23 protein-coding genes are annotated in these 25,022 nt (G+C 44.8%); 16 read left to right on the top strand and 7 right to left on the bottom strand.

Annotated elements, in window-relative coordinates; translation table 11 throughout:
• Positions 1-444: 444 nt before the first annotated feature.
• From LZ23_RS13345 to LZ23_RS24725, 14 genes are all read left to right on the top strand, one after another.
• Positions 445-2,205 (top strand): uracil-xanthine permease family protein, encoded by a 1,761-nt coding sequence (locus LZ23_RS13345; RefSeq protein WP_052507367.1) that lies wholly within the window; start codon positions 445-447, stop codon positions 2,203-2,205.
• Between the two features lie 23 nt (positions 2,206-2,228).
• Positions 2,229-2,960 (top strand): DUF4197 domain-containing protein, encoded by a 732-nt coding sequence (locus tag LZ23_RS13340; protein ID WP_045214909.1) that lies wholly within the window; start codon positions 2,229-2,231, stop codon positions 2,958-2,960.
• Between the two features lie 119 nt (positions 2,961-3,079).
• Complete coding sequence (locus tag LZ23_RS13335; RefSeq protein ID WP_045214908.1) at positions 3,080-3,664, top strand: GNAT family N-acetyltransferase; 585 nt, start codon at positions 3,080-3,082, stop codon at positions 3,662-3,664.
• A 58-nt stretch (positions 3,665-3,722) separates the two neighbouring features.
• Positions 3,723-4,439 (top strand): Fic family protein, encoded by a 717-nt coding sequence (locus tag LZ23_RS13330; protein WP_052507366.1) that lies wholly within the window; start codon positions 3,723-3,725, stop codon positions 4,437-4,439.
• Positions 4,440-4,563: 124 nt separating this feature from the next.
• On the top strand, positions 4,564-4,782 hold the full coding sequence (locus LZ23_RS13325; protein WP_157493233.1) for a hypothetical protein: 219 nt from the start codon (positions 4,564-4,566) through the stop codon (positions 4,780-4,782).
• A gap of 682 nt (positions 4,783-5,464) precedes the next feature.
• Positions 5,465-5,704 (top strand): DUF6883 domain-containing protein, encoded by a 240-nt coding sequence (locus LZ23_RS13320; RefSeq protein ID WP_045214905.1) that lies wholly within the window; start codon positions 5,465-5,467, stop codon positions 5,702-5,704.
• A gap of 453 nt (positions 5,705-6,157) precedes the next feature.
• Positions 6,158-7,078, top strand: coding sequence for a transposase (locus tag LZ23_RS13315; RefSeq protein ID WP_045214903.1), 921 nt, complete (start codon positions 6,158-6,160; stop codon positions 7,076-7,078).
• Between the two features lie 300 nt (positions 7,079-7,378).
• Entirely contained in the window at positions 7,379-8,386 is a 1,008-nt protein-coding gene (locus tag LZ23_RS13310; protein ID WP_045214901.1) for an Rpn family recombination-promoting nuclease/putative transposase, read from the top strand.
• A 361-nt stretch (positions 8,387-8,747) separates the two neighbouring features.
• Entirely contained in the window at positions 8,748-9,068 is a 321-nt protein-coding gene (locus tag LZ23_RS13305) for a type II toxin-antitoxin system RelE/ParE family toxin (protein ID WP_435050741.1), read from the top strand.
• Positions 9,069-9,078: 10 nt separating this feature from the next.
• Positions 9,079-9,381 (top strand): HigA family addiction module antitoxin, encoded by a 303-nt coding sequence (locus tag LZ23_RS13300; RefSeq protein WP_045214900.1) that lies wholly within the window; start codon positions 9,079-9,081, stop codon positions 9,379-9,381.
• A gap of 559 nt (positions 9,382-9,940) precedes the next feature.
• Positions 9,941-10,423, top strand: coding sequence for an Rpn family recombination-promoting nuclease/putative transposase (locus LZ23_RS25120; RefSeq protein WP_232300495.1), 483 nt, complete (start codon positions 9,941-9,943; stop codon positions 10,421-10,423).
• A 9-nt stretch (positions 10,424-10,432) separates the two neighbouring features.
• Positions 10,433-10,858, top strand: coding sequence for a hypothetical protein (locus LZ23_RS25115; protein ID WP_045214897.1), 426 nt, complete (start codon positions 10,433-10,435; stop codon positions 10,856-10,858).
• Positions 10,859-11,667: 809 nt separating this feature from the next.
• Positions 11,668-11,982, top strand: a complete 315-nt coding sequence (locus tag LZ23_RS13285) for a hypothetical protein (protein ID WP_198145995.1) — start codon at positions 11,668-11,670, stop codon at positions 11,980-11,982.
• Entirely contained in the window at positions 11,979-12,155 is a 177-nt protein-coding gene (locus tag LZ23_RS24725) for a hypothetical protein (protein ID WP_198145994.1), read from the top strand. The genes LZ23_RS13285 and LZ23_RS24725 overlap by 4 nt, the downstream gene beginning before the upstream one ends.
• Positions 12,156-12,595: 440 nt before the next feature.
• Here LZ23_RS24725 and LZ23_RS25570 read toward each other — a convergent pair whose 3' ends face one another.
• A complete protein-coding gene (locus LZ23_RS25570; protein WP_353740104.1) occupies positions 12,596-12,760 on the bottom strand; it encodes an XRE family transcriptional regulator in 165 nt (54 codons plus the stop codon).
• Positions 12,761-12,784: 24 nt separating this feature from the next.
• Between LZ23_RS25570 and LZ23_RS13280 the strand changes: the two genes are divergently transcribed.
• Together LZ23_RS13280 and LZ23_RS22690 are read left to right on the top strand one after the other, a co-directional pair.
• A complete protein-coding gene (locus LZ23_RS13280; protein ID WP_157493232.1) occupies positions 12,785-13,531 on the top strand; it encodes a tetratricopeptide repeat protein in 747 nt (248 codons plus the stop codon).
• On the top strand, positions 13,528-14,226 hold the full coding sequence (locus LZ23_RS22690; RefSeq protein ID WP_052507365.1) for a type II secretion system protein: 699 nt from the start codon (positions 13,528-13,530) through the stop codon (positions 14,224-14,226). Before LZ23_RS13280 ends, LZ23_RS22690 begins: the two co-directional genes overlap by 4 nt.
• Before the next feature lie 127 nt (positions 14,227-14,353).
• On the opposite strand, the gene LZ23_RS13270 is transcribed toward LZ23_RS22690, so the two are convergent.
• From LZ23_RS13270 to ablB, 6 genes are all read right to left on the bottom strand, one after another.
• Positions 14,354-20,860: a protein kinase domain-containing protein gene (locus tag LZ23_RS13270; RefSeq protein WP_045214892.1), complete on the bottom strand. Its 6,507-nt coding sequence runs from the start codon at positions 20,858-20,860 to the stop codon at positions 14,354-14,356.
• Between the two features lie 484 nt (positions 20,861-21,344).
• Positions 21,345-21,512 carry a DUF2442 domain-containing protein gene (locus LZ23_RS25565; protein WP_198146013.1) on the bottom strand — a complete coding sequence of 56 codons (168 nt, stop codon included), beginning with the start codon at positions 21,510-21,512 and terminating at the stop codon, positions 21,345-21,347.
• Between the two features lie 83 nt (positions 21,513-21,595).
• The gene (locus LZ23_RS25560; protein ID WP_198146012.1) at positions 21,596-21,781 is read right to left on the bottom strand and encodes a DUF4160 domain-containing protein; all 186 of its coding nucleotides are present in this window, start codon (positions 21,779-21,781) and stop codon (positions 21,596-21,598) included.
• Between the two features lie 12 nt (positions 21,782-21,793).
• Positions 21,794-21,979, bottom strand: coding sequence for a hypothetical protein (locus tag LZ23_RS24720; protein WP_198145993.1), 186 nt, complete (start codon positions 21,977-21,979; stop codon positions 21,794-21,796).
• A gap of 217 nt (positions 21,980-22,196) precedes the next feature.
• On the bottom strand, positions 22,197-23,576 hold the full coding sequence (locus LZ23_RS13260) for an aspartate aminotransferase family protein (protein ID WP_045214890.1): 1,380 nt from the start codon (positions 23,574-23,576) through the stop codon (positions 22,197-22,199).
• Between the two features lie 455 nt (positions 23,577-24,031).
• Positions 24,032-24,868: a putative beta-lysine N-acetyltransferase gene (gene ablB, locus LZ23_RS13255; protein ID WP_045214889.1), complete on the bottom strand. Its 837-nt coding sequence runs from the start codon at positions 24,866-24,868 to the stop codon at positions 24,032-24,034.
• Positions 24,869-25,022: the final 154 nt, after the last annotated feature.

Below are 25,022 nucleotides of genomic sequence, written 5' to 3'. Positions count from 1 at the left end.
CTTACACCCCTCGTTCCCAGGCTGGAGCCTGGGAACAAGAAAAATAGCCTTAGCGCGTTTGAGATTGCCGCGCTCGCCCCAGTTGAATGGCTGTGCCTACACTGCGTGTATTCAACGAGGTAAAAAGACTCGCTCGCAATGACACCTGAGGTGTCAGGGATGTGGTTGCTGAAAAACTGTCACCCACGAGGGAGCCTAAGCGACCGAAGCAATCTGTATGGTAAAACCGTAATGCTCTGAATTTATTACATATACGTTTGTAGTTACTTGTAAGCGCTAAACAGATACAAGAAAATTATCTGATACTGACAAGAGCTATAATGACCATGATCCTTAATCTTCAGCCTTCAGCCTTAAAAGTTAAGTTCTCCCCAACTTACAGTTCCCTGTTTAAGTTGGGTTGCAGGCAAAGCCCACATTAGACAGATAATCCATTGAGGTATAATGACGACAGGCAAAAGTAAAACTTCTGACAAGTTGAAGAATCAGACTTCCAGGCCCGGAAACCTTTTATATGCTGTGGATGAGCGTCCTCCGGAATGGATCAGCGCTTTTACTGGTTTTCAGCTGATTCTGCTCATTGTAGGGCCTATAACAGTAACTCCGCTGGTTGTAGCCAGGATGGCCGGCATTGATCCCATAGAGTACTCATGGATTATATTTGCTTCACTTCTCGCCAGCAGCATTGGCACTTTTATTCAGGTTAGAAGATTTGGGTCTGTAGGTTCGGGTTATCTTCTGTTTATTGGCAGTTCAGGAGCATTTCTGGCATGCGCACTGGCAGCAGCCCAGATTGGAGGCATGGCTCTTGTAGCAACAATGGCGGTTCTTTCAGCTCCCTTGCAGATACTTTTCGGGTGGCTTCTGGGGCCATTGCGTAAGATCATCACGCCCTTAGTGGGTGGAGTGGTTATTATGCTCATTGTGGTTTCTGTTTTAAGCATTGCCCTTGACCTTATGACCGGGACAGGTCAGGAAGGTGCTGATGTTCATTATCTGATGGTCTCTGTCGGCACCCTGACAGTCATTTTAAGTCTGGCGATTTTCGGAAACAAGTTTCTCAAACTATGGAGTCTGGTCATTGGATTGCTGTCCGGCACCATCCTGGCATCTTTTCTCGGTCTGACAGATTTTTCAGCAATCACAGAAAGCAGCTGGGTTGGCCTGCCACAGGGATCATGGCCGGGCTTTTATCTTGAATACAGTCCGGAACTGATATCCCTGTACCTGACCTTTGCTCTGGTGACCATAGTCGGCACAGTAGAAACCATTGGAGATGGCATGGCCATTCAGCATATTTCCCAGCGTGATTTCCGCAAAATAGATTATGAGCGAGTTCAGGGGGCAATATATGCTGATGGTGTATCTAATGCCATTGCAGGCGCCCTCGGAACTATACCTAACACAACTTATTCCAATGCCATTGCTGCTGTTGAGCTCACAGGGGTAACAGCGCGCAGGGTTGGTTATTATGTGGCCGGGTTTCTTGGTCTGCTGGCTTTTTCTCCCAAGGTTGCATCCATCATGACTTCCATTCCTTCTCCTGTGATTGGAGCGTTTCTTTTTGTTCTGCTGGCAATGCTCTTTGTAACAGGCATCAAGCTGGCTGCCTCGCATGGGTTGAATTATGAAAGCGGTATCATTATCGGGGTATCATTCTGGGTGGGCTTTACATTTCATAACGATCTTTTCTTTCCTCATCTGATACCGGACCTTGTGTCACCCTTTGTGGGCAATGGGATGGCTGCAGGAGGAGTGACAGCAATCATTCTGAGTGTTCTTTTTTATCTCAAGCCTGCAGGCAGGGCCGGATTCACCGTGGAGCGAGATCTCGGTCAAGTATCTAAGCTGCAGGTTTTCATAAATGAGTATTCACAGACAAGAAAGGTTTCACCAGATCAGTTGCACAGGCTGCAATTGACAACAGAGGAGCTGTTTACACATCTATGCTCTCTGGAAAAGTTCACGTCTCCGGTACTGCGCATAAATCTGCACGGCGAAGACGATGTCATACATGTAGAATTTATTGACTCATCCCGGGCAAAGGATATTGACTTTGCAGTGGAGGATTTGCAAGAATTTGACGGGCTTGTTGATCCTGAGGAGCTGGGGCTTCTTATTCTAAGCAGATACGCCCGGAATTTGCGTCATATAACCATTGGCGGAGTTAATTATATTACCTATGATCTGCCATTTGAGGCCTGATAATTCATTAAAGGATATTTTTTATGAAAAAGTGTATTGTGCTGTTCTTTTTTCTGAGCATTTTCTGGGCAGGGCATATTCATGCTGAAAGCTGGCTGCAAAGAGGCATGGATATTTTTCGTGACCATCCAGAAAATAATCAGTCCAAGCGGTTGCCCGAGTCTGATATAGCTGCAGGTCTGCGAGAGGCCCTGAAAGTGGGAAGTGAAAACGTAGTATCTCATCTTGGGCGAGAAAACGGTTTTTATCTTGATCCAAGAGCACATATCTCCCTGCCTGAGGGACTGCAGCAGGTACAACATTTAATGAACCGGGCAGGCATGGGAAGAATGCTGGATGATCTTGAGGTGCGAATGAACAGGGCTGCTGAAATGGCTGTACCCAAAGCAAAGGATATGTTTGCCCAGGCCATTTCCAGCATGACACTGGAAGATGCCTACTCCATATACACCGGGCCGGACGATTCTGCCACAAGGTACTTTCAGGACCGCATGTCCATGCCACTTGCTGATGAGTTTCAGCCTGTTGTGCGCCAAAGCCTTTCAGAGGCAGGTGCTGTAAGGCTGTATGAGGACTTAATGAGTGATTATCAGCAGCTCCCTTTTGTTCCGGATGTCAGTGTGGACCTTTCAAGACATGTGGTAGACAGATCCATTATGGCCATATTTGACTATCTGGCCTTGGAAGAGGCTGCCATCAGAAACAATCCAGCCAAACAGACAACTGATATTTTGCGCAGGGTTTTTGGACGGTAATTTCCAGGTAACTACAATCGTATATGTCAGCACCTGCCTGACAAAATTCAGTCTGTCTTAAAACCTGCCTTTACATAGAGGGCTTAGGGTGGCTGATATATTATTATGGAGCATGGTTTATGAATATACCCGGAATTCGCAAAGTACTGCCCGAAGATGAAAAAGCTTTGTATGAAATGATGATTCTGGCTTTCAGCGCAGATCCGATTGTTCGCTGGTCATTTCCTGATCCATCTGTATACGTTAAGGTAATGCCTTTTATAAGCAGGTATTTTGGGGGCAGAAGCGTTGAGCATGGCAGTGCTTTCTGCTTCCAGGACTATACAGGCCTTGTCCAGGTGCTGCCCCACGGAGTCCAGCCAGACTTTGAAAAACTGTTTGAGCTGAACACAAAGTATGTTCCATCCCATGTTCTGTCTGATCTTTTTGCAGTTTATCAGGAAATGGAGAAATATTATCCTAAGGATGCTGTGTGGCATCTGGCTTGGACAGCCGTTGATCCAGCCTGTCGTGGCCGCGGATATGGCCGGGCATTAATGGAACACGCCCTTGCGCACTGTGCAAAGAAGGAATGGCCTGTTTACTTGGAGTCCACCTCTACAAGAAGTGTTGCCTTTTACCAGCGACTGGGCTTTAGACTGCTGGGCAAAATCCAGGTCAAAAACTCCCCGCCCATGTTTCCCATGATTAGAGATAACGTCTAACCCTGCAGGGTTCTAAGAGGCTTTGCGTGAATTTTGGCGATGGCAAAAGAGACTGACCATGGAACTTTATAACCGGCTTAAGGAAGGTCTCAATTCCAGGCTGAAAGATTTGTGTGACCAGTGGACCAAGGTCCAGCCTCTGACCTTAGACAGGGAAAATCGGCTCTGGCAGAGATTAAGGCTGGAGTGGAATTATAATTCCAATCATATAGAGGGTAATACCCTCAGCTACGACGAAACCATGCTCCTGCTTATTCACGGCCGGACCAGAGGGGAGCACCTGTTGCGGGAATATGAAGAGATGCTGGGACATGACGCGGCCATTGAGCATGTCCGATCCCTGGCCAGGGAGCAGCGAATTCTGTCTGAAGGAGATATCCGGGATTTGATCCGGATCTCGCTCAAAGAAGGCTACTGGCAGATTGCGGAAACTGGTTCAGGAGGACAGACCCGGCGCTGGATTGAGCCTGGCAGGTATAAAACCGCACCCAACCACGTTCTCACAGCTTCCGGGGAGATGTTTTACTTTGCTTCGCCAGAAGAGACTCCGGCCAGAATGCAGGAATTTACTTCGTGGATGGCCGGAGAAATTGAGTCTCCCAGCATGGGGCTTATCCCTCTGCTGGCCGAAATCCATCGTCGATTTATCCTGATTCATCCCTTTGATGACGGCAACGGCCGGGTGGTGCGCCTGCTCATCAATTATGTGCTGCTGAGGGCCGGACTGCTCCCGGTCATCATCAAGTCCAGCCGCAGGAAAAGATCCTGCTGTTGATCCTTCAGCAATTGTAAACACTGGTGGCGGCGCTCCTGAGGATTGGAATGACGATCTTGCAGATCAAAATCTTATCGTTTCTGCTGCAAGGGCCTTATTGCATCCTTTTGGTGGTGATGTATGGTTGGAAGAAATTCTAGCAGCAAATTCTCCTTGGAGTACTGATAGGAACATGTTCCTTTTTGAGGAAGTACCATGGGCATTTGCGCGTGCACTTGATGAAAACCTCGATGATGGTGTGCATAATCTTGGAAGCATACGTGCAACAAATGTTGGTGATCCAACAGCTGCTGCACCATATGATGGCACGCAAGAACTGGTAGATTTATATATCTTGCTTTAATCAGAATTAAAAACTAATTGATGAATAAAAAATAGCCCTTGCTTAGCAACAAGGGCTATTTTTTTAACCGTAAGCGCTCCACCCTGGCGCTCACCGGACCAAACCTTCGAGTAACTTCAAGAAAAAAACGAATGGTAAGTAAAGCTAATAGGGACATTATGTTGCCAGTTTACCCGGTTGAACACTGCAGCGGCATAAACCTTCGGTCTGTTCAGCTAGGTTAAGTCATTTTGCCAGTTCCCCGCAATACCCAGTCCCACCCCGCCTGATTTTTATTTAGATTTTGAGTTTTAACGTACCCCGCATACCGCGCGCTTTAGAAGAAGGCTTCAGGGGGCAGGAGTCAGATTTCAGTCACCAGCACTGGCGTCGACTTTCTTGCTCTCCCGGGACTTTTCCACTCATTTTTTTTCACTTAAAAAATACAACCTGTCTGAGCAATAGCTCATGGAGGTTGAATGACCAAGAAACACTGTAAATTCTGCCCGTGTTCAAGAGCAACATAAGGGAAAGACAAAATATGCTTTCCTGATATTCACAACTGTTCCGCTACCCCATAAATCACCTCTTGCTCCTTCTATCTCCAAGCACTACTATATCAGCATGAGGAGCAAAAAGCTGTACGAGGATTGTTTCTGAAAATATTCAATTACTTAGATAACACCCGACATTTCTCACATCAATGAAAAATGAGCTGCTCTATGTCGAAAAGCTAAAAGTCCTTGATTACCTGCTCAATAAGGAAAAGAGTCGAGGAAAAGCTGCTTTCTTTATGAAGATGGGTTTTAAAGCTTCTCATTGGGAGATATTGGCGCAAGCTCATGAAACTCAAGCTACTTCAGGAACGGGAGCATTACGCGTTTCTGACAAACCAGATAGGGGACAGTCCCGAAGCCAGGGACAGTCCCCCTCCGGGCTGTAAGCCTCCGGGCAGGAAGCCGTAACAAGCCATGATAAACCGCTTTTAACCCAAAAAAAGCTGTGACAAACACATAAATTTTTTCATTTGTCAGAAACGCGTAATGCTCTCTCAGGAACTGTATCCAGCACTGTTGAGTCGCCATACGAAACCCGCTACACTGATGATGGTCCCATAGAAACTCCAAATAAGCGTTTACCTATGCCCAATTTAAGAACAGTATGGATGGGAGCATTACGAGTTTTTTGAAAACAAAATATGAATAGGGTGTGTTAAGGCAATCTTTGAGTAAAAAAATATAAACTACGGCATGGCACGGGGACTGTCCCTGGCTTCGGGACTGTCCCCATCCATTTTCAAGAGAAACTGGGGACAGGTTCTTTAAGTTGACTTTTTTTTCGTATTTCGCTAAATTCCTCTCAACCCAGCAACCACAAGCATTCATGGAGGTTCACCATGCCTAGAATTGCCAGATTTATCAGAGATAATCAGCCCACCATCTACCATGTAATATCCAGAACTGCCCTGCAGGGCCTGCCCATAACAGATAAAGACAATGACTTTCTGCTTGGCCTGATCAAAAAGCTTAGCTCATTTTACTTTGTGGATGTGCTGGGATTCGCACTTTTAGGCAACCATTTTCATTTGGTAATCCGCATGTATCCTGAATCTGATCCTACGGATGAAGAAATCAAGGAAAGACTGCAGAAGTACTATGGAGATGAGCTAAATGTGACCGGGGTTCTTATATCCGACTACCGCAAGAGACTGACCAACCTGGGGGCTTATGTGAAGGACATCAAGCAGGGATTCACCAGGTATTTCAATAAGAGGTATGGCCGGAGGGGGTTCTTCTGGGGTGATAGATTCAAGAGTATGATTGTTCAGGATGGTTTGAGTCTTGTTAATCTTCTTGCTTATGTGGACCTTAATCCCATCCGGGCAGGTATTGTAAAAAAACCAGAGGACTACCGCTGGTGTTCCCTTGGTTATCACACCCAAACCGGGAATAAAGACGGTTTGCTCTCCATGGATTTTGGTATGAAGGAATGGAATGAGTTCAATCCATCTGAGATTGTCCGCAAATACAGGCAGTTTGTTTACGAGACCGGCGCTGTTGATGCGGGTAAAGGCAAGGCCATGGACAAAAAGATCGTGGAAAAGGCCAGGAAGAAAGGCTACAGGATAAGCCGTGTTGAGAGGTTCAGGTACAGATGCAGGTATTTTACAGATTCCGGGGTTATCGGTGGGAAGGATTTTGTGCAGGAGGTATTTGACCAGGTTAAGCATTTGCTTGGCTCCAAGGATACAAGGAAATTTACGCCCGTAGGTGGAGTTGAGGGCTTGTATTCCATGAAGCGACTGGGAGCGGACTGAAGAATATCCCTTGACTTATTCTGCAACACTTTTTTGATGGACCGGAAATCTTCAAGCTCTCAAATTTATTCCACCAAGGTAAAGTTGGTGTTTAATGTAATAATGAATATCAAATCAATTCAATATTTTGTGAATAAAATTGATAGAAAACTTCCTGGGTGAAGGGATATGGCTTCGATTCATACTTAATTATTTGATTTTATTGTATATATTTTTGCAACGAGCCTTAATTTCCTACCAAAAGTTGAGCTTAAGACGAAATATGTTGCAAGATCAGCCGAAAATGATTAAGGTAGCAATATGCAAAAGGCACCAAAGATCCACGATAATACAATCAAGTACTTCCTTTCAGACCGGAAGAATGCCATCAGTGTAATACGAGCTTTGCTCCCAAAGAAAGTTCAGGAGCATTTGGATTTAGACAAAATCCGCTATGAGAAAGACACCTTTATTCCCAAACATCTCAGAGAGTATTTTTCTGACCTCCTGACCAGCGTACCTACTAAGTGCGGAACATCTGAATCCAAAGTTCTTTTCCTGCTGGAGCATAAGAGCACATTTAAAAGATTTACGCCGCTCCAATTTTTAAGATATATACTTGAGTTCTGGGATTTTTATCTGAGAAATGCAAAGAGGGAAAGCGATAAGTTGCCCGTTGTAATACCTATTCTAATCGCCCACCCTGAATATGGATGGCGGGCCTTGAAGATATCCGACCTGGTTAATTTGCCTTCTGATGATTTCAAGGTGTACATACCGGACTTCGAGTTTCTGCTTTTTGATGCAGTCAAGGACGATCCGGAAAACTACGAATTTGATGAAGCTCTAAAAGCTCTCTTTACCATCTGGAAGTATGCGCACTCTCCAGAGTTCATGGAAGGGATCAAAAAAGCCTTCAGGCTGATAAAGAAAATTGATCCGGATGTACGGCTGGATGAGTACCTCAAGCTCATTCTGCAATACCTTGAGTTGAACAGGGAAGAAAAGGAATACGCAGAGATAAAGAAAATAGCTGAAACCGAATTAGATGAAGGGGAACAGTATATGGGTACCATAGCAGAAATGTTTAGAAATGAGGGCAAGCATGAAGGAGCAATCATTGGGAGACAGGAGGGCAAACTAGAAAATGCCCAAGAAACTCTGATAGACCAGGCATCAGAACTCTACGGTCCACTACCCGGCATGCTCTCAGATAAAATCAGATCTATTCAATCCATTGATAACCTTCGGGTTTTGGCCAGAAAGATCATCAGAACAGAGTCCCTGGATGAATTCACAGAACTGGTAAACAAAGCGGCACTCAACTAATCTCCTTTCGCATAACCACACCACAAGGCCACCTCTCTAACCAGGGGTGGCCACAACAATATCACCCGCAGCTATGCCGCCTTCCCCAGCGGTACAGCATTCACTGCGTCCTTCAGGGTTTCCTCTGCAAGATGAGCATAGCGCATAGTGGTTTCAATCTTACTATGCCCGAGTAAAAGAAGCCAACATGGACATTATGTTGCCAGTTTACCCGGTTGAACGGCGGCTGAGCCGGAGACCTTCGGTCTGTCCAACTGGGTGAAGTTTTGTTGCCTGTATCGAGCAATACCCAGCCCGTTATGCGGAGCGTTATGCGCTTTTCGCAGTGATTCAAATTTGTCTGACTCCAGGTAATGCTGTAATGCGTGACGTTATTAATGAGCGGCGTTACTATGTTATCATGATCATTTCTTTCAAATGTAAGCATACCGAAAAACTTGCGGGCGGTGTGAGAGTCAGACATTTCGTGAATTTTGAGCGTATTGCATTGCGTAAGCTTCGCCAGCTTCAGGCTGCAAGCCGTCTGGACGACTTGATGAAGATCCCGCCCGGCAACATGCTTGAAGCTCTATCTCATGATCGTAAAGGGCAGCATAGTATTCGAATCAACAAACAGTTTCGCATCTGCTTTTTCTGGACCAAGGCTGGTGCGGAGGATGTTGAAATTGTTGACTACCATTAGGAGGTTACTCATGCGTAATATACATCCTGTAACGCCTGGCGAGTTACTGAAAAAAGAGTTCCTTGAGACAATGGGAATTACTAAGTATCGACTTGCTAAAGAAATTGGAGTTCCTGCGCAACGGATAGGTGAAATTGTTGCGGGGAAACGTTCTATTACAGCTGATACAGATTTGCGGCTTTGCCGTTTTTTTGGGTTGTCCAACGGCTATTGGCTGCGTGCTCAGGCAGCATATGACACGGAGGTAGCTGAGTCGGTTTTGGCCGAACAGCTTGTTAATATCCGTCCATGGAGCGAGACAATTTCACAGTAGGGAGCATTACGCGTTTCTGACAACTGAAAAAATGATGTGTTTGTCACAGCTTTTTTGGGGTTAAAAGCGGTTTATCATGGCTTGGCACGGCTTCCTGCCCGGAGGCTTACAGCCCGGAGGGGGACTGTCCCTGGCTTCGGGACTGTCCCCTATCTGGTTGTCAGAAACGCGTAATGCTCCCGGACTCTTTTCAAACAGCTTGCTGGCAAGTTCAAAGGGCATTTCCGCCATAAATTCCAGGGCAAGTTGAGATGTTTGTGAAAGTGCTTGCCAACCAGCTTTGAAGGGAGTATTTTACCAATATGAGCACACCAAATATTCACGACAGCACCATCAAGTACTTTTTGTCGGACCGGCTGAATGCCATCAGCTTATTAAAATCGTATCTGTTTAGCGCTTTTAAGGAAAGCAGGGGACAGGCACTCCGGGACCCACTTGATCATCAATTTGTGATCAAAATGACTCATTTTTGGGACAAGTGGGTCCCGGAAGAGCCAGTCCCCGTGCCACATCCAAAGCGCTAAACAGATCCTTAAAATCAATGCTTCCTGAAAAAATTGTGAAACAGCTTGATTTTAACAAGATTTACTACGAGAAGGATTCATTTCTGCCCAAGAGCCTGCAAAGCTACTATTCCGACCTGGTTGTCAGCGTGCCCACCAAATGTAGTTCATATGTAGCCAAGGTATTTTTTCTTCTTGAGCACAAAAGTACTTTTAAGAAGAATACTCCGCTGCAGTTCTTGAGGTATATCCTTGAGTTTTGGGAACAATACCAGAAAAATACTGGTGAAACCAGATTACCGGTCATTATCCCCATATTGATAGCTCATCCAGAAGAGGGTTGGAAGCCCACCAAATTGTCAGACCTGGTTAATCTGCCCTCTGATGATTTCAAAATTTTCATTCCTGACTTTAACTTTTTGCTGTATGATGCAGTAAATGATGACCCAGAAGACTACGATTTTGATGAAACCTTAAAAGCTCTTTTTACCATCTGGCGCTATTCAGGATCTCCAGAATTCATGAATGGGGTTAAATGAGCCTTTCAGTTGATAAAAAAGGTTGATCCTAAAGCGCGTTTGCTGGATTTTTTGCAATTGATTTTGCATTATCTGGAGTTAACCAGGGACGAAAAGGAATACATAGACATAAAACAGATTGCCGAAACTGAGATAGACGAAGGGGAAGTATATATGGGAACCATAGCTGAAATGTTTAGAAGAGAGGGGCGTGAGGAGACTGAACAGAGGTTTTTGCAGGAAAAACCTATATGGGAGAAGCGAAGTGAACTTAAAGCAACCCAAGAAACCCTTATAGATGTAGCTGGAGACTTCCATGGCCCTTTACCGAATTCTCTACAGGATAAAATCAAATCTATAGACTCCATCGATAGCCTGCGGACCTTAACCAGAAAGTTTTATAAAACTCAGTCCATGGAAGAATTCTCCGAGCTCGTAAACCGAGCACTACAATAAAACACACATCCATAATAAGGTCACACTGCCAAGGTGTGACCTTTTTTTGTCCTTCCAAATAATCTTCCTGGATCGATTTTCGCCGATTACTAAATTAAATATAAGACAATCGCTATTCGAATGTGACTGGAAATCTTAGACAACACTTTAGAGCACAAGCAATAGGGACATTATGCTGCCAGTTTAGTTATGATGCCAGTATCCAGCAATACCCAGTCCTACCCCGCCTGTTTTTTCTTTAGGTTTTGAGTGTTTAAAGTAGGGAGCATTACGCTTTTCTGACAACCAGATAGGGGACAGTCCCGAAGCCAGGGACAGTCTCCGTGCCAAGCCATGATAAACCGATTCTAACCACAAAAAAGCTGTGACAAGCACATCATTTTTTTTCAGTTGTCAGAAACGCGTAATGCTCCCAATAAAAGCACCCCGCATACCCCGCGCTTTAGAAGAAGGCTTCAGGGGGCAGGAGTCAGTTTTCAGTCACCAGCACTGGCACCGACTTTCTTGCTCTCCCGGGATTTTTCCACTCATTTTTTTCACTTCAAAAATTAAATCTGTGTAAGCAATAGCTCATGGAGGTGGTATGGTCAAGAAACGCTGGAAATTCAGTCCGTGTACAAGCCAATTTTTGGTTCTTTGAAGCGCTCTTTTAAAATTGAATTATCCATTTCTGTCCTGGATAGAAGCCAGAACCAAAGGTTGTCTCTCGCCTTTGGCGGCTCAGTGGAAGCGAACAGATATGCAGTGGCAATCTGGAGACTACTGCCGTCCAACTGATATTAAGGGCAGTTGAGAAAAGTGTATACAGGATGGTTTATTCTCCTGTACATGAGATAGAAATTTCAGCGATATCTGATCATATTGAGATGGCTGACTTATTGTATTTGATAGAAACAATTGCCTTCAGATCTGAGCAGGCTGGAAGTCATGCCAGGAAAAGAGCAGAGGAGCTTGCAAGGTCAGGATTTGGAATTGCTGAAGCTGCCCACATTGCTTATGCCGAAAAAATGCAGGCATCTTTTATATCGTGTGATGATAAGTTAATAAAAAAATGTTTAAGGTCAGGAATTAATATTTGGACGGGCAGCCCAATAATGTTTTGTGAAAAGGAGGATATAAAGTGACGGTTACAAGAGAAATGCCTGATAGAGAGCTGATAACAAAAGGGACGGAAATTTTGTTTAAAGAGTTAGGCTATGTAGATACAGTTCGCTTTTTGTCAATGCCAAGAGGACAGCGTGATGAAAGTGTAGACAGGCATAGGAAATGGCAGAAATGTTTAGTAACTTACCGCTGAAATGCTGTCACAAAAAACATGAAAATGTCCCGGCTCAAATCAGGGCTGCGAGACTGGGAGTGGGACTGTCCCTCGCTTGGACTGAATCGAGATAGAGGTGATAATCTTCATTTCGGAATAAACGATGATACTTGTATATAGGCCCTCGCGGGGACTGTCCCAGGTTTCGGCAAAGTACCTCTTCACACTTGGGTTGCGGGCAAAGCCCGCGTTAGATATGAAATCTTTTTATGATGAAGCATTTGAAAGTGATAAGGCTGTATAGCCACATATTCCATGCCTGAGATTCACTCAGAATGAACATCGCAGCTAAAGAGCATTTGATCGCCCTGGAGACGAGAGAATCGACTCAATTTGGCATATTGCCCGTGAAGAACTCGGACTACTTGCAGAATTATGGCAAAACAACTCGAATTACACAGAAAGCAAACGGCAAAGTTTCAGGCGAATGATACTTGGGTGTGTCCTTTCGAAAAATCCTGATGCGTCTTATGGATAACAATATCCACATCGCTGCCAAGAGAATTGAGGCAGGCAATCATTTTTGCCTCACTTATCCCCCGGAAACTGCCGTGTAAGAGCTGGGATAATTTGGGCTGCGGCATTCCAAGGATTTCAGCAGCCTGTTGTTGTGTCAGATCGCGTTGTTGAAAAATGACTCTCCGGCTACTGTCAATGTTTCTGAAACTATTTCAGTGTCTGAAAAAGATGAACCTCTTTCCGACATGATGGATCAGGATGAAGATGAAGAACTTCTAATTGCAGGCATTGATCCCGTTAATGAATCAAGAGTTATACCTGCAAACAACAATGATTACACGCCTTTAACTGTTGAGCAGTTTTCCGAAAAAAAGCCTGTTGTTGACGCGTCATCAGATCTTTCAGTGCAAGCCAGGCCTGCGGTGCTGCCTGCAGCAAAAACTGACAGGGAATTCAAGTCTTCTTCACAATTTCCCGATGATCTTGGCCATTTTGTCCTGGATACTGAACTTGTTGACCATTTTTCCAGGCAGGCAGAGCGCAACCGCAGAGCCATGGCTTTGAACAAAAATATTGAATCAGCATTTGCTTCTGGAGACTATAATGCCTTTGTCCGCTATCTGACTATGCTTAATGAAATTCTGCCTGAACAAAGCCCTTTGATATTAAAGTGGGAGGGTATACTGGCCATGCAGCAGGAGAATTATGAACAAGCTCGGGATAAGTTTACGGCAGTACTGAACCGCGCTCCTGAAGACCATATAGCCAGAGCTAATCTGGCCCTGGCACTGGTGCGTCTTGACCAGAAAGCCCAGGCCAGAGTGCTGTTGGCCCAACTAAAAATACAGGTGCCGGATAACCCTCTGGTACAGACCCTTTCCAGAGTTTTACAATGATAAAATGCTTTAACAGGAATTATTCCCATCTGTTCTATGCCTTCAGGGAAGCCAGGAGAAGAGACAAATCCCATGCTGCCGGCAAGGCAATGGGCAGGCAAAGTGACTATAAATCCGTCAGCCTGGGGATGACTCTCATTGAAATTGCCATAGTTCTTGTGGTTATTGGGCTGGTTCTGGGAATGTTTTTAAAGGGCCGTGAGCTGGTGGTCAGCGCAAGGGTAAAAAATGCTTACGCATCATATAATAAAATTGTTTCAGCCATGTATACCTTTTATGACAGATATGGCTTTTTTCCAGGAGATGGTTGTGATGCTCAAGAGACAGATCCCATAAATTGTACCAACAGCAGGGATGGTATTGTTGCCGGTGATGAAACCTCATCATTTTTTTCGCTTTTGATTTCTGTGGGTTTCCTGACAAGCCGGGACAAAAAAAATCCCCTGGGTGACGAATGGAATGCAGGAGGCTCAGAAGGGGAGGCAACCTGGCTGTACATACCCAATGCAGACTTGCGTCTGGTATGCGAACTTGATCGTATGGCTGATGACGGTCTGTCCGGAGAAGGATTTATTAGGGCTGGCAGTAATGATCCTGAATCTGAGTTTGATGGAGCTGATACTTATGATGTGACCAGCCAGGACTGCAGAGATCTTTCCGGCACAGCTGCAGTACAAATTAGAATTCTGCCATAGTGTCTTGAGATGCAGACTGTGCCTTTAACCCAGCCTGAAAAATAAACCTCTGCCGGGCAAAAGCCTTTGCCCTCGGAATGGACTGAATGCCACGGAATATGGATTGCTTTGCAACCACTTTTTCCCATCAACTTCTAATGCCCAGTTTCCGGGAAAGTCTATCTAATGCCCGGGAGGCACTGGGGAATTCAAGACTGTTGAGATTGTTTTCCAAAGTTGCGCATTCCTGATCAACGCCTGACCCGGCGAGCATTGGTTTGATCTCGCCAAAGAGGTGCCTTGCCCTCAGGTTGTTGCCTGAAATATGTTTTTTTAGTTCAACAAGCCTTGGCTTTAGATCTTTCATGTCAGGTTTTTTCATAGCCTGGTTTTCATCAGTATTTGATAGTTCTGGAAAATCCTCTAAGTTTTTTACCGCTTCAAGGGCTTGGGTCAGCCTGGTTTCCACATTTTGCAGGAGCTTCGTAAACTCCTGTTTCATGTTTGCCTCCAGAGCCTTTTCTAATTTGGCTGCGCTTTGTGCAAGCTCAACAGCTTCAAGATTTGCAGCTGCCCCTTTAAGAGTGTGGGCGGTTATACGGGCCTGGTCAAGGTTATTGCCCTTAATATCATCTTTTATCCTGAAGATTGTATCTTTAAAGTCTGAACCAAACTTCAGAAGCAGCCTGTGCAGCAGGTGCTGGTTGCTGTTGCATCTGAGCAGGGCCTGTTCAAGGCCAAAAGGTGGCAGAGAAGGGGGCAAAAGGCTGGCCTGATTCATGTCCTCAGGTTTTTCTTGTCTGATCCTGCGAATTTTATCATGATCATTCAGGTCACCATCTGCCGGAAGTACCGGAGTATGGGCCGGGGCCCACTTGACAAGGGTATCATAAAGCAGCCTGGGGATGATGGGTTTGGTCAGGTGATCATCCATCCCTGCCTTCAGGCTTTTTTCACGGTCACCGGCCATGGCATGGGCAGTCATGGCAATAATGGGCACCCGGGTCGGGTTGTTACTATTGATTTTCTGATATTTTTCATACCTTCTTATCTTTTGCGTAGCTTCCAGTCCGTCCATTTCCGGCATCTGAATGTCCATGAGCACAATATCAAAAGAATGTTTTTTAAATAACTCATAAGCTTTGCGTCCATTGTCAGCAGTCACAACAGTGATGCCATGGTCAAGGAGCAGTTCTTTGGCCAGCAGCAGGTTTATAGAGTTATCCTCCACAAGCAGAACTTTCAACTTGCTTAAGTCTTTATTTAGACCGGATATATCCAATTGTTTTTCCTGCAGTAAACTAAGTTCCTTTTGATTTAAACTGGTTCTTTCAAGCTCCACGGATAAAGTAAATACGCTGCCTTTGCCACTGGTACTCTTAACGCTGATGCTGCCTCCCATGATTTCCGCAAGCTGCCTGCTTATGGCAAGGCCCAGTCCTGTTCCACCAAAACGCCTTGTGGTGGATGCATCGGCCTGGGTAAAGGGCTGAAACAGATTGCTGATCTGTTCCTGACTCAGACCAATGCCTGTATCTGATACGGATAACTCCAGAGTCACTTGCCTTGATTCATGACTTTTCTGATCCGGAGCCTGCCGGGCTGAGATCACTATTTCACCCTGGCTGGTAAATTTGATAGCATTACTGGTCAAGTTGGTCAGAATCTGGCTCAGGCGCAAAGCATCACCCACAAAGAAGCCGGGCAGGTCAGAGGATATGTTAAGTATAAGGTCAAGTCCTTTTTCTGTTGCCTTGAACCGCATTAAATTGATGATGTCCCCAAGAACCTGCTTTAAGGAAAAAGTTTTTCTTTCCAGATCAATTTTACCAGCCTCGATTTTGGAAAAATCAAGAATATCATTGATGATACCCAAAAGAGATTCAGAAGCCTGCTGGATGTTAGTGATATATTCTTCTTGCTTTGCACTTAGTTTTGTCCGTGCCGTGAGATGAGCCATGCCTATGATGGCATTCATGGGTGTCCTGATCTCATGAGACATATTGGCCAGAAAAAGCCCCTTGGCAAGGGTGGCGTTTTCAGCCTTGTCCCTGGCCATTTTAAGTTCATGGATGACACTGTTGAGCTTGCGCGTTCTTTGCTCTACCTGTTCTTCAAGATTGGTGTAAAGCCTGGCATTTTCAATGGATATGACTGCCTGAGAACCAAGGATCCTGATAATCTCAAGGTGATCAGCGTTGAAGGAATTTCTGAGAAGATTGTTTTCCAGATACAGTACGGCAGTGGTCTGCCCCTGATGAACAATGGGCAAACAAAGCACGGACTTCAGCTCAGAGGCTGTAATGTAAGGATCTGAAGCAAAGCGCATGTCCTTAGAGGCATCAGGCAGAATCAGACTGTCATTGGTGCGGATGACGTACATAATCAGAGAGGAAGGCAGTCTTACCACGGCTTCCTGAGATCCAGGGTCCAGGCCATCCAGGATTTCAACGCGGCCGGAAGATCCGGCCATAGCCTTTATCATCCAGCGTGGTTTGGCCAGGATTAAAGCTCCCTTTCTGGCTCCGGCATTTTCAATCAAAACGCGCATGGTTTTTTCCAGTAGACTGTCTAAGTTAATCTCTTCTGAAATGGCCCTGTAAGTCTTGAGCAGGCTATGGGTATCTAAGTGAAGGTGTGCTGACCTTAAAATAGAATCTGAAATGCCAGGGGGCTTTGTGTGGCGTGTGAATTGTGGTTCAGGTAGCGGGTTATGGTATGAGCCTGTAATTCTTGGAAACTCCCTTTCCAGGAGGCGAACCTTATGCTTGAACCCCATGAGGTTGAAGCTTTGTCTGCAGCGATTAATATAAATGCCAGCAAAATCAGGCTTATCCATATCTAACCAGAACCTTGCCGCACGTTCATAAGTTATGGCTTCCTCATTGGTAAAGCCTGTTCTGATGGCTGCTTCTACTGCCTGATCATACAAATTCATGGCCTGAACAGTTTTATTATGCATTCGGGCCAGTTCTGCTTCAATGAGCAAATATTTTGCTGAAAAGTTTTCCGGACAATTTGCTGACCAGGACTTCATGGATTGTTGATTGTTCTGAATCTGCTTTAATAGATCATCTCGGTCATTTTCCAGGGTCAGATCATACATATCGCACAAAATCACTGATGATGTGAAATTATAAAGAGCGGTGCTGTACAGACCTACTGCTGAGGAAACATACTCTTTTGCTTTTAGAATCAGTTCAAGACCCTGCCTGGAATCACCGTGCAGGTAACAGAGCATTGCCTTAAAAGTATAATGTTGAAACAGGACCAGCAGATTATTGTTGCTGATACAGCTCTGAATGAAATTATGCTCGTCGTGCTCGTCATGTTTGTCAAAGTGCAGTGTTAAGGGGCCGGGGCTGTTTTCCGTAAGGCAGTAAATTATGGCCTCTATGCTTTTAAGCGACTGGATGACCAGCCTGTTTCTTGTCTTCAGTGCAAAATTACGGGGATAGTCCATGGCCTCTAAGATATCCTCAATATTTTGACCCTTGTAATACATAAGCTCAACTTGATGCAGCAAAAGATATCCAGAAAATTCCATTTCCCCGGATTCAACTCCAGCCTGATAACCCTGGGAAAAGATCCTGCCGGTTTCATCCATGGGTCTGTACCAATGGAACATAAAGGCTCCAAAAGCATTGCTGGAGCGACATATATCTGATCCTGAACCAAATTTACGGGCAATTTCAAGTCCGGTTTTGTTGAGGGAAAAACCTTTTTCCAGTCTGCCAAAGGCCAGAGCCAGCATTAAGCCATAACAGCAGTAACTGGTGGATGCCTGGGCAGTATTGCCGTGGGTGATGGTCAATTCCATTCCGAGAAGGGCAAAAAAAGTAAATAGTTTTTCTGAGGTGTAGTAGGCAACAGGAGTCATGGTTTGAATTATATTCATGGTTGCCACAAAGTCAGGGTCACTTGCCGAGGGCAGGTTGAGCAGGGCAGAAGCATCTTCTCCTGGTATCTGTTCATCCAACCATGCAAATTTACTCTGAACAGCCTGGTCCAGGTCATCAGGAATAGTGATATTCAGTTCAAGTAAAGCCTTCTGACCGGCTTCAAGAGCTTCCTTGTATTGGGATTTTAAAAGCAGCTGCAGGATCAGCAGATAATAAAACTCAGCGCGGTCACGACCCGGATTCAGACTGGTCATACAGGTGCTGATTGTTTGTTCCGAGCTGGAGAAATCTTTGTTAAGGTATTGTAATTCAGCACTCAGCTTGAAGACCTGCCTGGTCAGCTGATAATCCTCTTGCCAGGGATTATCAGGAAGCATCTTTTGAGCATTTTTCATCAGGTTCAGGGCAGGAAGATAGGCACCTGCATCCCTGGCTCTTTTTGCGGCAATAATATTATATTTTAGAATTTTATGCTTTGCACCCATATCGTAAATAAGACTTGCGGCAGCATTGAAATGGGTGGTCAGGGCGAAAACCATATCACTTTTTTCCAGGTCAAGAGTATTTTTTTCAATGGTTTGTGCTGCTTTCAGGTGAATTTTGATCCTTTTATCTTTTTCAAGCATGCCATAGGCAGACTGCTGAACCCGGTCATGAGAAAATTTGAATTCCAGCTGGTCGGCATGGCTGATTACTTTCTGGTCAATAATGGCAGACATGGCAGTGTAGTCGTTATTTACCGGCAGCAGACAATGCTGTTCTACAGCCGGGCGTATATGAGCAAAGGTTTTGTGGGTGGACATTCCCAGGACCTGAGACAGCAGCTTGAGAGAAAAGCGATTGCCCAGTACAGAAGCGGTCCGCATAAGTTTCAGAGTGATGCGCGGCAACTGATGCAACTTTCCGGAAATTAATCCGGCGATATTGTCGGCAATATCCAAGGACATGATATTTTCATCATTCCATTTCCATTGGATACTTTCGCGGTCTAAATAGATATATCCTGTTTCATGCAGATGGTGAAGAAACCTGTTCAGGTAAAATGGGTTCCCTCCAGTTTTGTTATGGCAGATCCTGGACAAACCAGCAGCCTTCTCCCTGCTGATCTGCATTGTGTCCGCAATAAGTGCTGTAATATCTTCGCTGTCAAGGGGCTGAAGCTCAATGTTCTGATAGTTTATGCCCTGCTGTCTGAAGCTGCTCAAGGTGTTGAAGAGCGGGTGGGAACGGTCGATTTCATTGTCCCGGTAAGCGCCGATAAGCATTATATGACTGATATCAGCATCATTCATGGTCAGATCCAGAAGTTTCAGGGATGGCTGATCAATCCATTGCAGATCATCCATGAAAATGGTCAGAGGATGTTCAGCAGAACAGAAGAGGTTAATGAATTTAAGGAATATATAATGAAATCTGTTTTCCGATTCCATTGTGTTCAGAACTTTTATCCGGGGCTGCTTTCCCAAAAGAATCTGCAGGTTGGGAATCATTTCAGTCAAAAGGCCTGCATTATTTCCGGCAGCTTTAAGTATCCGGTTTTTCCAGAGTGTTATTTCATCATCACCACGCGATAAAAGTTCGCTGACAATATCCTGAAACCCCTTGAAAAGGGCAAAATATGGAATATCCTGTTTGAAGCGTTCATATTTTCCAGATATGAAAAAGCCGTCATTGCTTACAATGGGCCTGAAAATTTCCCTGACCAGTGAAGTTTTGCCAACCCCGGAATATCCGGAAATAAAAACCAGTCGCTTTGCACCACGAGTTGTTTCATCGTAAGTGGTCAAAAGTCTTTCCACCTCCTGGTCCCGTCCATAAAGCTTGTCAGAAATCTGGAATACTTCTGAAATGTCACGTTTTCCCGGTTCAAAATTCTGCAAGAAATCAGGATCGTCAACATGTTCAAGGCAGAGCTCAAGATCGAATTTAAGGCCGGCAGCGCTCTGATAGCGGTCTTCCGGATTTTTGGCCATAAGCTTCATAATAATCTCAGAGATGGCCTGGGGAATAGCTGGAGTAAGCGTATGCGGGGAATGAGGCTCCATGGCTATATGACCATGAATGATTTCTAAAGGATCATTTCCTGAAAAAGGCAGAAACCCTGTAATCATCTGATACAGGGTGATACCGAGTGAATAAAAATCGGCCCGGTAGTCAACGGGTCTGTTCATTCTGCCTGTCTGCTCAGGGGCAATATACTGCAAAGATCCTCGAATGGCAGGAATGGGGTGATATCCCAGGTTTTCTCTGCTCAAGGTGGTGGCCAGACCAAAGTCGATTAGTCTGACTGTATTCATGTCAGTACTGATAAGAATATTGACCGGGTTAATGTCTTTGTGGATAAAGTTGTTGTTGTGGATTATTTCTAACTGTTCTGTTATCTTTATACTCAGCTTAAGAAAACTGCTCATGTTTTCTGAGAAGTCCATCCTGCTGAACAAAGCAGTCAAAGGTTCGGATCTGAAGTCCTCCAAAATTAGAATATGGTGCTGACCTATTCTGTCAAGTTCCAGAACTTTAATGATGTGAGATGACTTTTTATTCAGTTCCTGCAGGATCTGGTATTCATTGCGCAGCTCTGCAATATCCTGGTGACTGGCCTGCGAACTGTCAATGCTTTTCAAGACTACAGGCTCTCCTGTTTTTCTGATGCAGGCCTTTTGCAGGTGGGTTATTCCGATATTAGAGATGGTTTCAAGCACGATATATCTAATATCAAATCTGTTTTTGGAGTGTGAGTGGTCATGATCCATGAGCTGTCTCCAGACGGATTGTAGTAGTGACTTACTGTTAATTGCAAGCCTGTTATGTATCTGTTTAGCTTTCCTTCAAACGGCTGAACTGCTACAATTTTAGCTTGCGTAGAAAGTTCATCTCATGATGTAGGTATCAAAAGGGAGGAGAAAGCCTTATCTATACTGCGACAGTTTGAAGCAGAGTGCAAGTTCAACCTGTCCATGCTGACTCTTAATTTTTCAGAATTGGGCAGGGAGGCAAATGGGTAAGATTTTAGATAAAAAATACTCAGGAAGTGGACCGTAAAGCTCCGAGGCTGGGTCTATCAGGGTGTCTTGGGCATTTTAAAGTTTGCCTTTCTGTGCAGCATTTTTCCCACAGAGGTTTCTCCAAAATCAGCATGTTTTGTCTGTTTCTGTTGGCTTTTGCCTTGCGGGATACTGGCATCATAACTAAACTGGCAACATATTGTCCCTGTTGGCTTCCTTCCACCCTGGTTGGTTATGCAATTTCAACTTGTTTTAGTTCACATGCGATCGTATCAGCACTTAAATCCTGCTCATTTGGCCAAGTGATTCCGCAAAAGAAGGGCTTTACCTGTTTAAAGTAATTAATATCTTGTAGTTGTCTAAATACGCCCTTTTCAATATACGGTTTAACGTCAAATATCCCTGTTCATCCATCAGACAATTCAACAAACAGGGTATAATCATTATTTGCATTGACTTTTTTTACCTTTAACATTCTTCACCTCAATGGTTAAATTTTATGTGGTTGATGACCTTCAACTGCCAATTTCCAATTGGCCTCAAATCTTCTTGATGGATTTCAACCCATGCTTTTATCAATTTAAGTTTATTCTCTGGCATTTCACCACTTAAAACTTCACCTTCTGGTATTGAAATGACTGCGTCATATTCAGCATAATTCGCATGAATATGAGGCGCTGTTCAAGGCGCTTTATGTTCTTTGTTATCGAAATAAAACATGTAAATTATTATTCCATAAAATAGTGAAATAGTTGGCATGATATATCTCCATTTTATGCCTGCAGGGCTACCTGGGCTTTGAAAGAAGCGCTGTGATTTTTTCGTCTGGATATTTTTCCTCCCAATTCTGGACTTGAGGATGTTCATAAAATCCACCTTAACTCCTTGTCCAGTTTTTTGGCGGGGGGAACTTCATTGGCACTACTTGCTAAGTCCAGGATTATTTAAATATATTAATTTCAAATTTGATACCATAAACTCCATGGATTGATGTGACAATCCATGGAGCCTAAGGTGTTTCGATAAGTAATGGCAGGTATCTGACTTTTGCATTCTGATATCTGCAAAGTCAAAATAGAGAGTATTACAGGCTTTTGACTGAATCGGCAAAGATTTCAACAGCTTTTCTGGCCTGTTTTTCAGTGAGAACCAGTGGAGGCATGAAGCGAAAGACATTGCCATTGCGTCCACAGGGGATCATGATCACGCCCTTATTGAGCATGGTGACAATCAGTTTGAGCATGGAATTCTGATCAAGGGGTTCTCTGGTTTGAACATCTTTAACCATTTCAATGCCGATAAAAAGACCTCTGCCTCTGATATCACCAACAAGTCCTGTAGCTTCTGTCTCCTGAAGGAGCCATTTTTTGATTTGCTCTCCCAGATTGCCTGCTCTGGTAATGAGGGCATTTTTATCAGCTGTCAGTACTTTCAGATTGGTCATGGTCACCACGGAAGAAAGGGCATTACCCGCAAAGGTATTGGGCTGGGTAGCCTCTTTTACTTTAAGGGCCAGGTCTTTGCGCATGGACAGTCCGGCCATGGGCAGATCACCTCCCATACCTTTGCCCCAGGTAATCATATCTGGAGTAATATCGGTATGTTCTATGGACCACATTTTCCCGGATCTACCGGCTCCGGCCTGGATTTCGTCGGCAATGAAAAGGGCACCATGTTTTTCACATGCTTTTTTGATGATTTCAACGTATCCCTTGGGAGGGATCACATATCCGCCTTCTCCCTGTTGCGGTTCAAAAATCAGCGCGCCTACATCATCTGCTCCAGTATACGGGGTGTTGAGGACATAATCTACATACTTGGCGCATTGCAGATCACATCCCGGGTATTCAAGATTGAAACAGCAGCGGTAGCAGTAAGGGTAGGGCACATGGATGACCCCGGGCATGTGAGGTCCAAAACCTGCCCTGTACTTGTCTCCGGTAGTAAGAGAACCGCACCCCATCCAGACGCCATGATATGCACCGTGAAAAGCAACTATCTGTTGTCTTCCGGTAATCATGCGCACAAACTTGATGGCACTTTCCACAGCACCGCTGCCGCTTTGGGCAAAGTAGGTGATGGTGTTGTTTTTCAGTTCACCAGGCATGATTGCAGAGATGGCCTGGGCAAGTTCAGTTCTGCGGGTGTTGGACATGTCACCGGCATGCATGAGTTGTCTGGACTGCTGTTCAATGGCTTTGATTACTTCCGGATGACCGCGTCCAATGGAACTGACAGCAACCCCTGCAGAAATATCAATGAGGATATTGCCGTCAGGATCCTGAACAGTTGCCCCTTGTCCAGTGTCAAAAACAAAGGGGAAAGCCCCAGCACCACGTGCCATAGATTCGGATTCATGAGATTTTTTCAGTATTTCCTGTGATTTTGGGCCTGGAATTTCCTTGGTTACGATTTTGGGGCTTTCAGGATAGGACAGTTTGGCAATTTCAGTTTCATTGGACATTGTTGTTCTCCGTTTTTTGGTTGTTATTGGGTTATCAGTTACTAATGCGGGCTGTGCCCACAACTTAGATAAAATTAGGGTCGTTAATTTTGGGGCATAACTGGACTTTAAATTTTGAAGCTCCTGACCTGGGCGGCCTGGACCGAACTTGTGAGGAACTTACACCACTCGTTCCCAGGCTCCAGCTTGGGGACGTCTTGTTCTTGCGGCTCCAGCCGCTTCTTTGAAATGTGGCTTGAGCCACAAAAAAAGAGGTAATAGCCTTAGCGCGATAGAGATTGCCGCGCTCGAAGACTCGCTCGCAATGACAGCTGAGCTGTCAGGGGTGTAGTTGCTGAAAACCTGTCACCCACGAGGGAACCTAAGCGACCGAAGCAATCTGTATGGTAAAACCGTAATGCTTTGAATTTATTACATATACGTTTGTAGTTACTTAGAACCTGTTGTATTTGAGGCTATAGCGACAAGTACCAGACATTCATGCTTTCCATGTTTCCGGCGATATGGGTGTTGTTGATGAGAACACCGGTGAACCTGAATCCTGACCTGGCCAGAGTAATGTTCATGCCATATGAGACAGACCTGGCTATGCTGTAAAGGGTAAGTATTTTTTCCTGCTTCATACTTTGAAGCATGGAGTGAATAAGCACTCTTCCAAGCCTTTGGCCCCGGTAAGACATCAAGGTAGCAAAATCGGTCACTTCAGCGGCTCCTGCTTCCTGATCTGTTTCCGCTGATGACAGTGCAACCAGATTGCTATCAGCAAAGATGCCGAAGTAAGAAATGTTTTCCTGCATGGTTTGTACAAGGTAGTCAGGATTAAATACAGGAAATGGGTACGTCTCAAAGGTTTGGGAATAAACTTCCGCCATATTCTGAGCATCGTCCGGCCCAAGCTGTCTGACTTTATAGTTGGGCGGGGGTTGATTAGTAAGTGGCTTAGCTTTTCGGTCTGTGGCAGCTTGAAGCACCTGTCTCATTAGTTCAGCGTTATAGGGAATCATGCGCATTTCATCAAGAAAAAGACCCATAAAGCATCCATCATTCCGGCCCTGATACATACCGGGCACATGAGCTTCTTTCATATACCCAGCTTCAGTAAAGTGACTGCTGAGATTGCATGGAACTTTGGCAAAAATTTTTGTGTAGCCGTGCTGTAATGCAAAATTTTTGAGGTCGGGAATGATTTGCGGATAGTCATCAGGACTAAGGTGCATGAGGTATATTCTTTGATTTAAGGGGCCGTGCTGTATAATGGAGTTGTGGAATTTTTCTATTTTATCACTGCTCATGCTTAGAATTTCCTTTTGGTAGTTGTGAGCGTCTCACCTGGGTGGCCCAGGACCGAACCTGTGAGTAACTTTACGAGTCTGTCACTTTTCTGGAAATTGGGACAGTCCCCGCGAGGTACTATAAAAAAGATTGATGCTGCATTGGTTCCTGGAA

The sequence above is a fragment of the Desulfonatronovibrio magnus genome (genome assembly GCF_000934755.1).
In the GTDB taxonomy this organism is placed as follows: Bacteria; Desulfobacterota; Desulfovibrionia; order Desulfovibrionales; family Desulfonatronovibrionaceae; genus Desulfonatronovibrio; species Desulfonatronovibrio magnus.
Note: the sequence above shows the minus strand (reverse complement) of the source record. Positions and strands in the feature narration are given on the sequence as shown.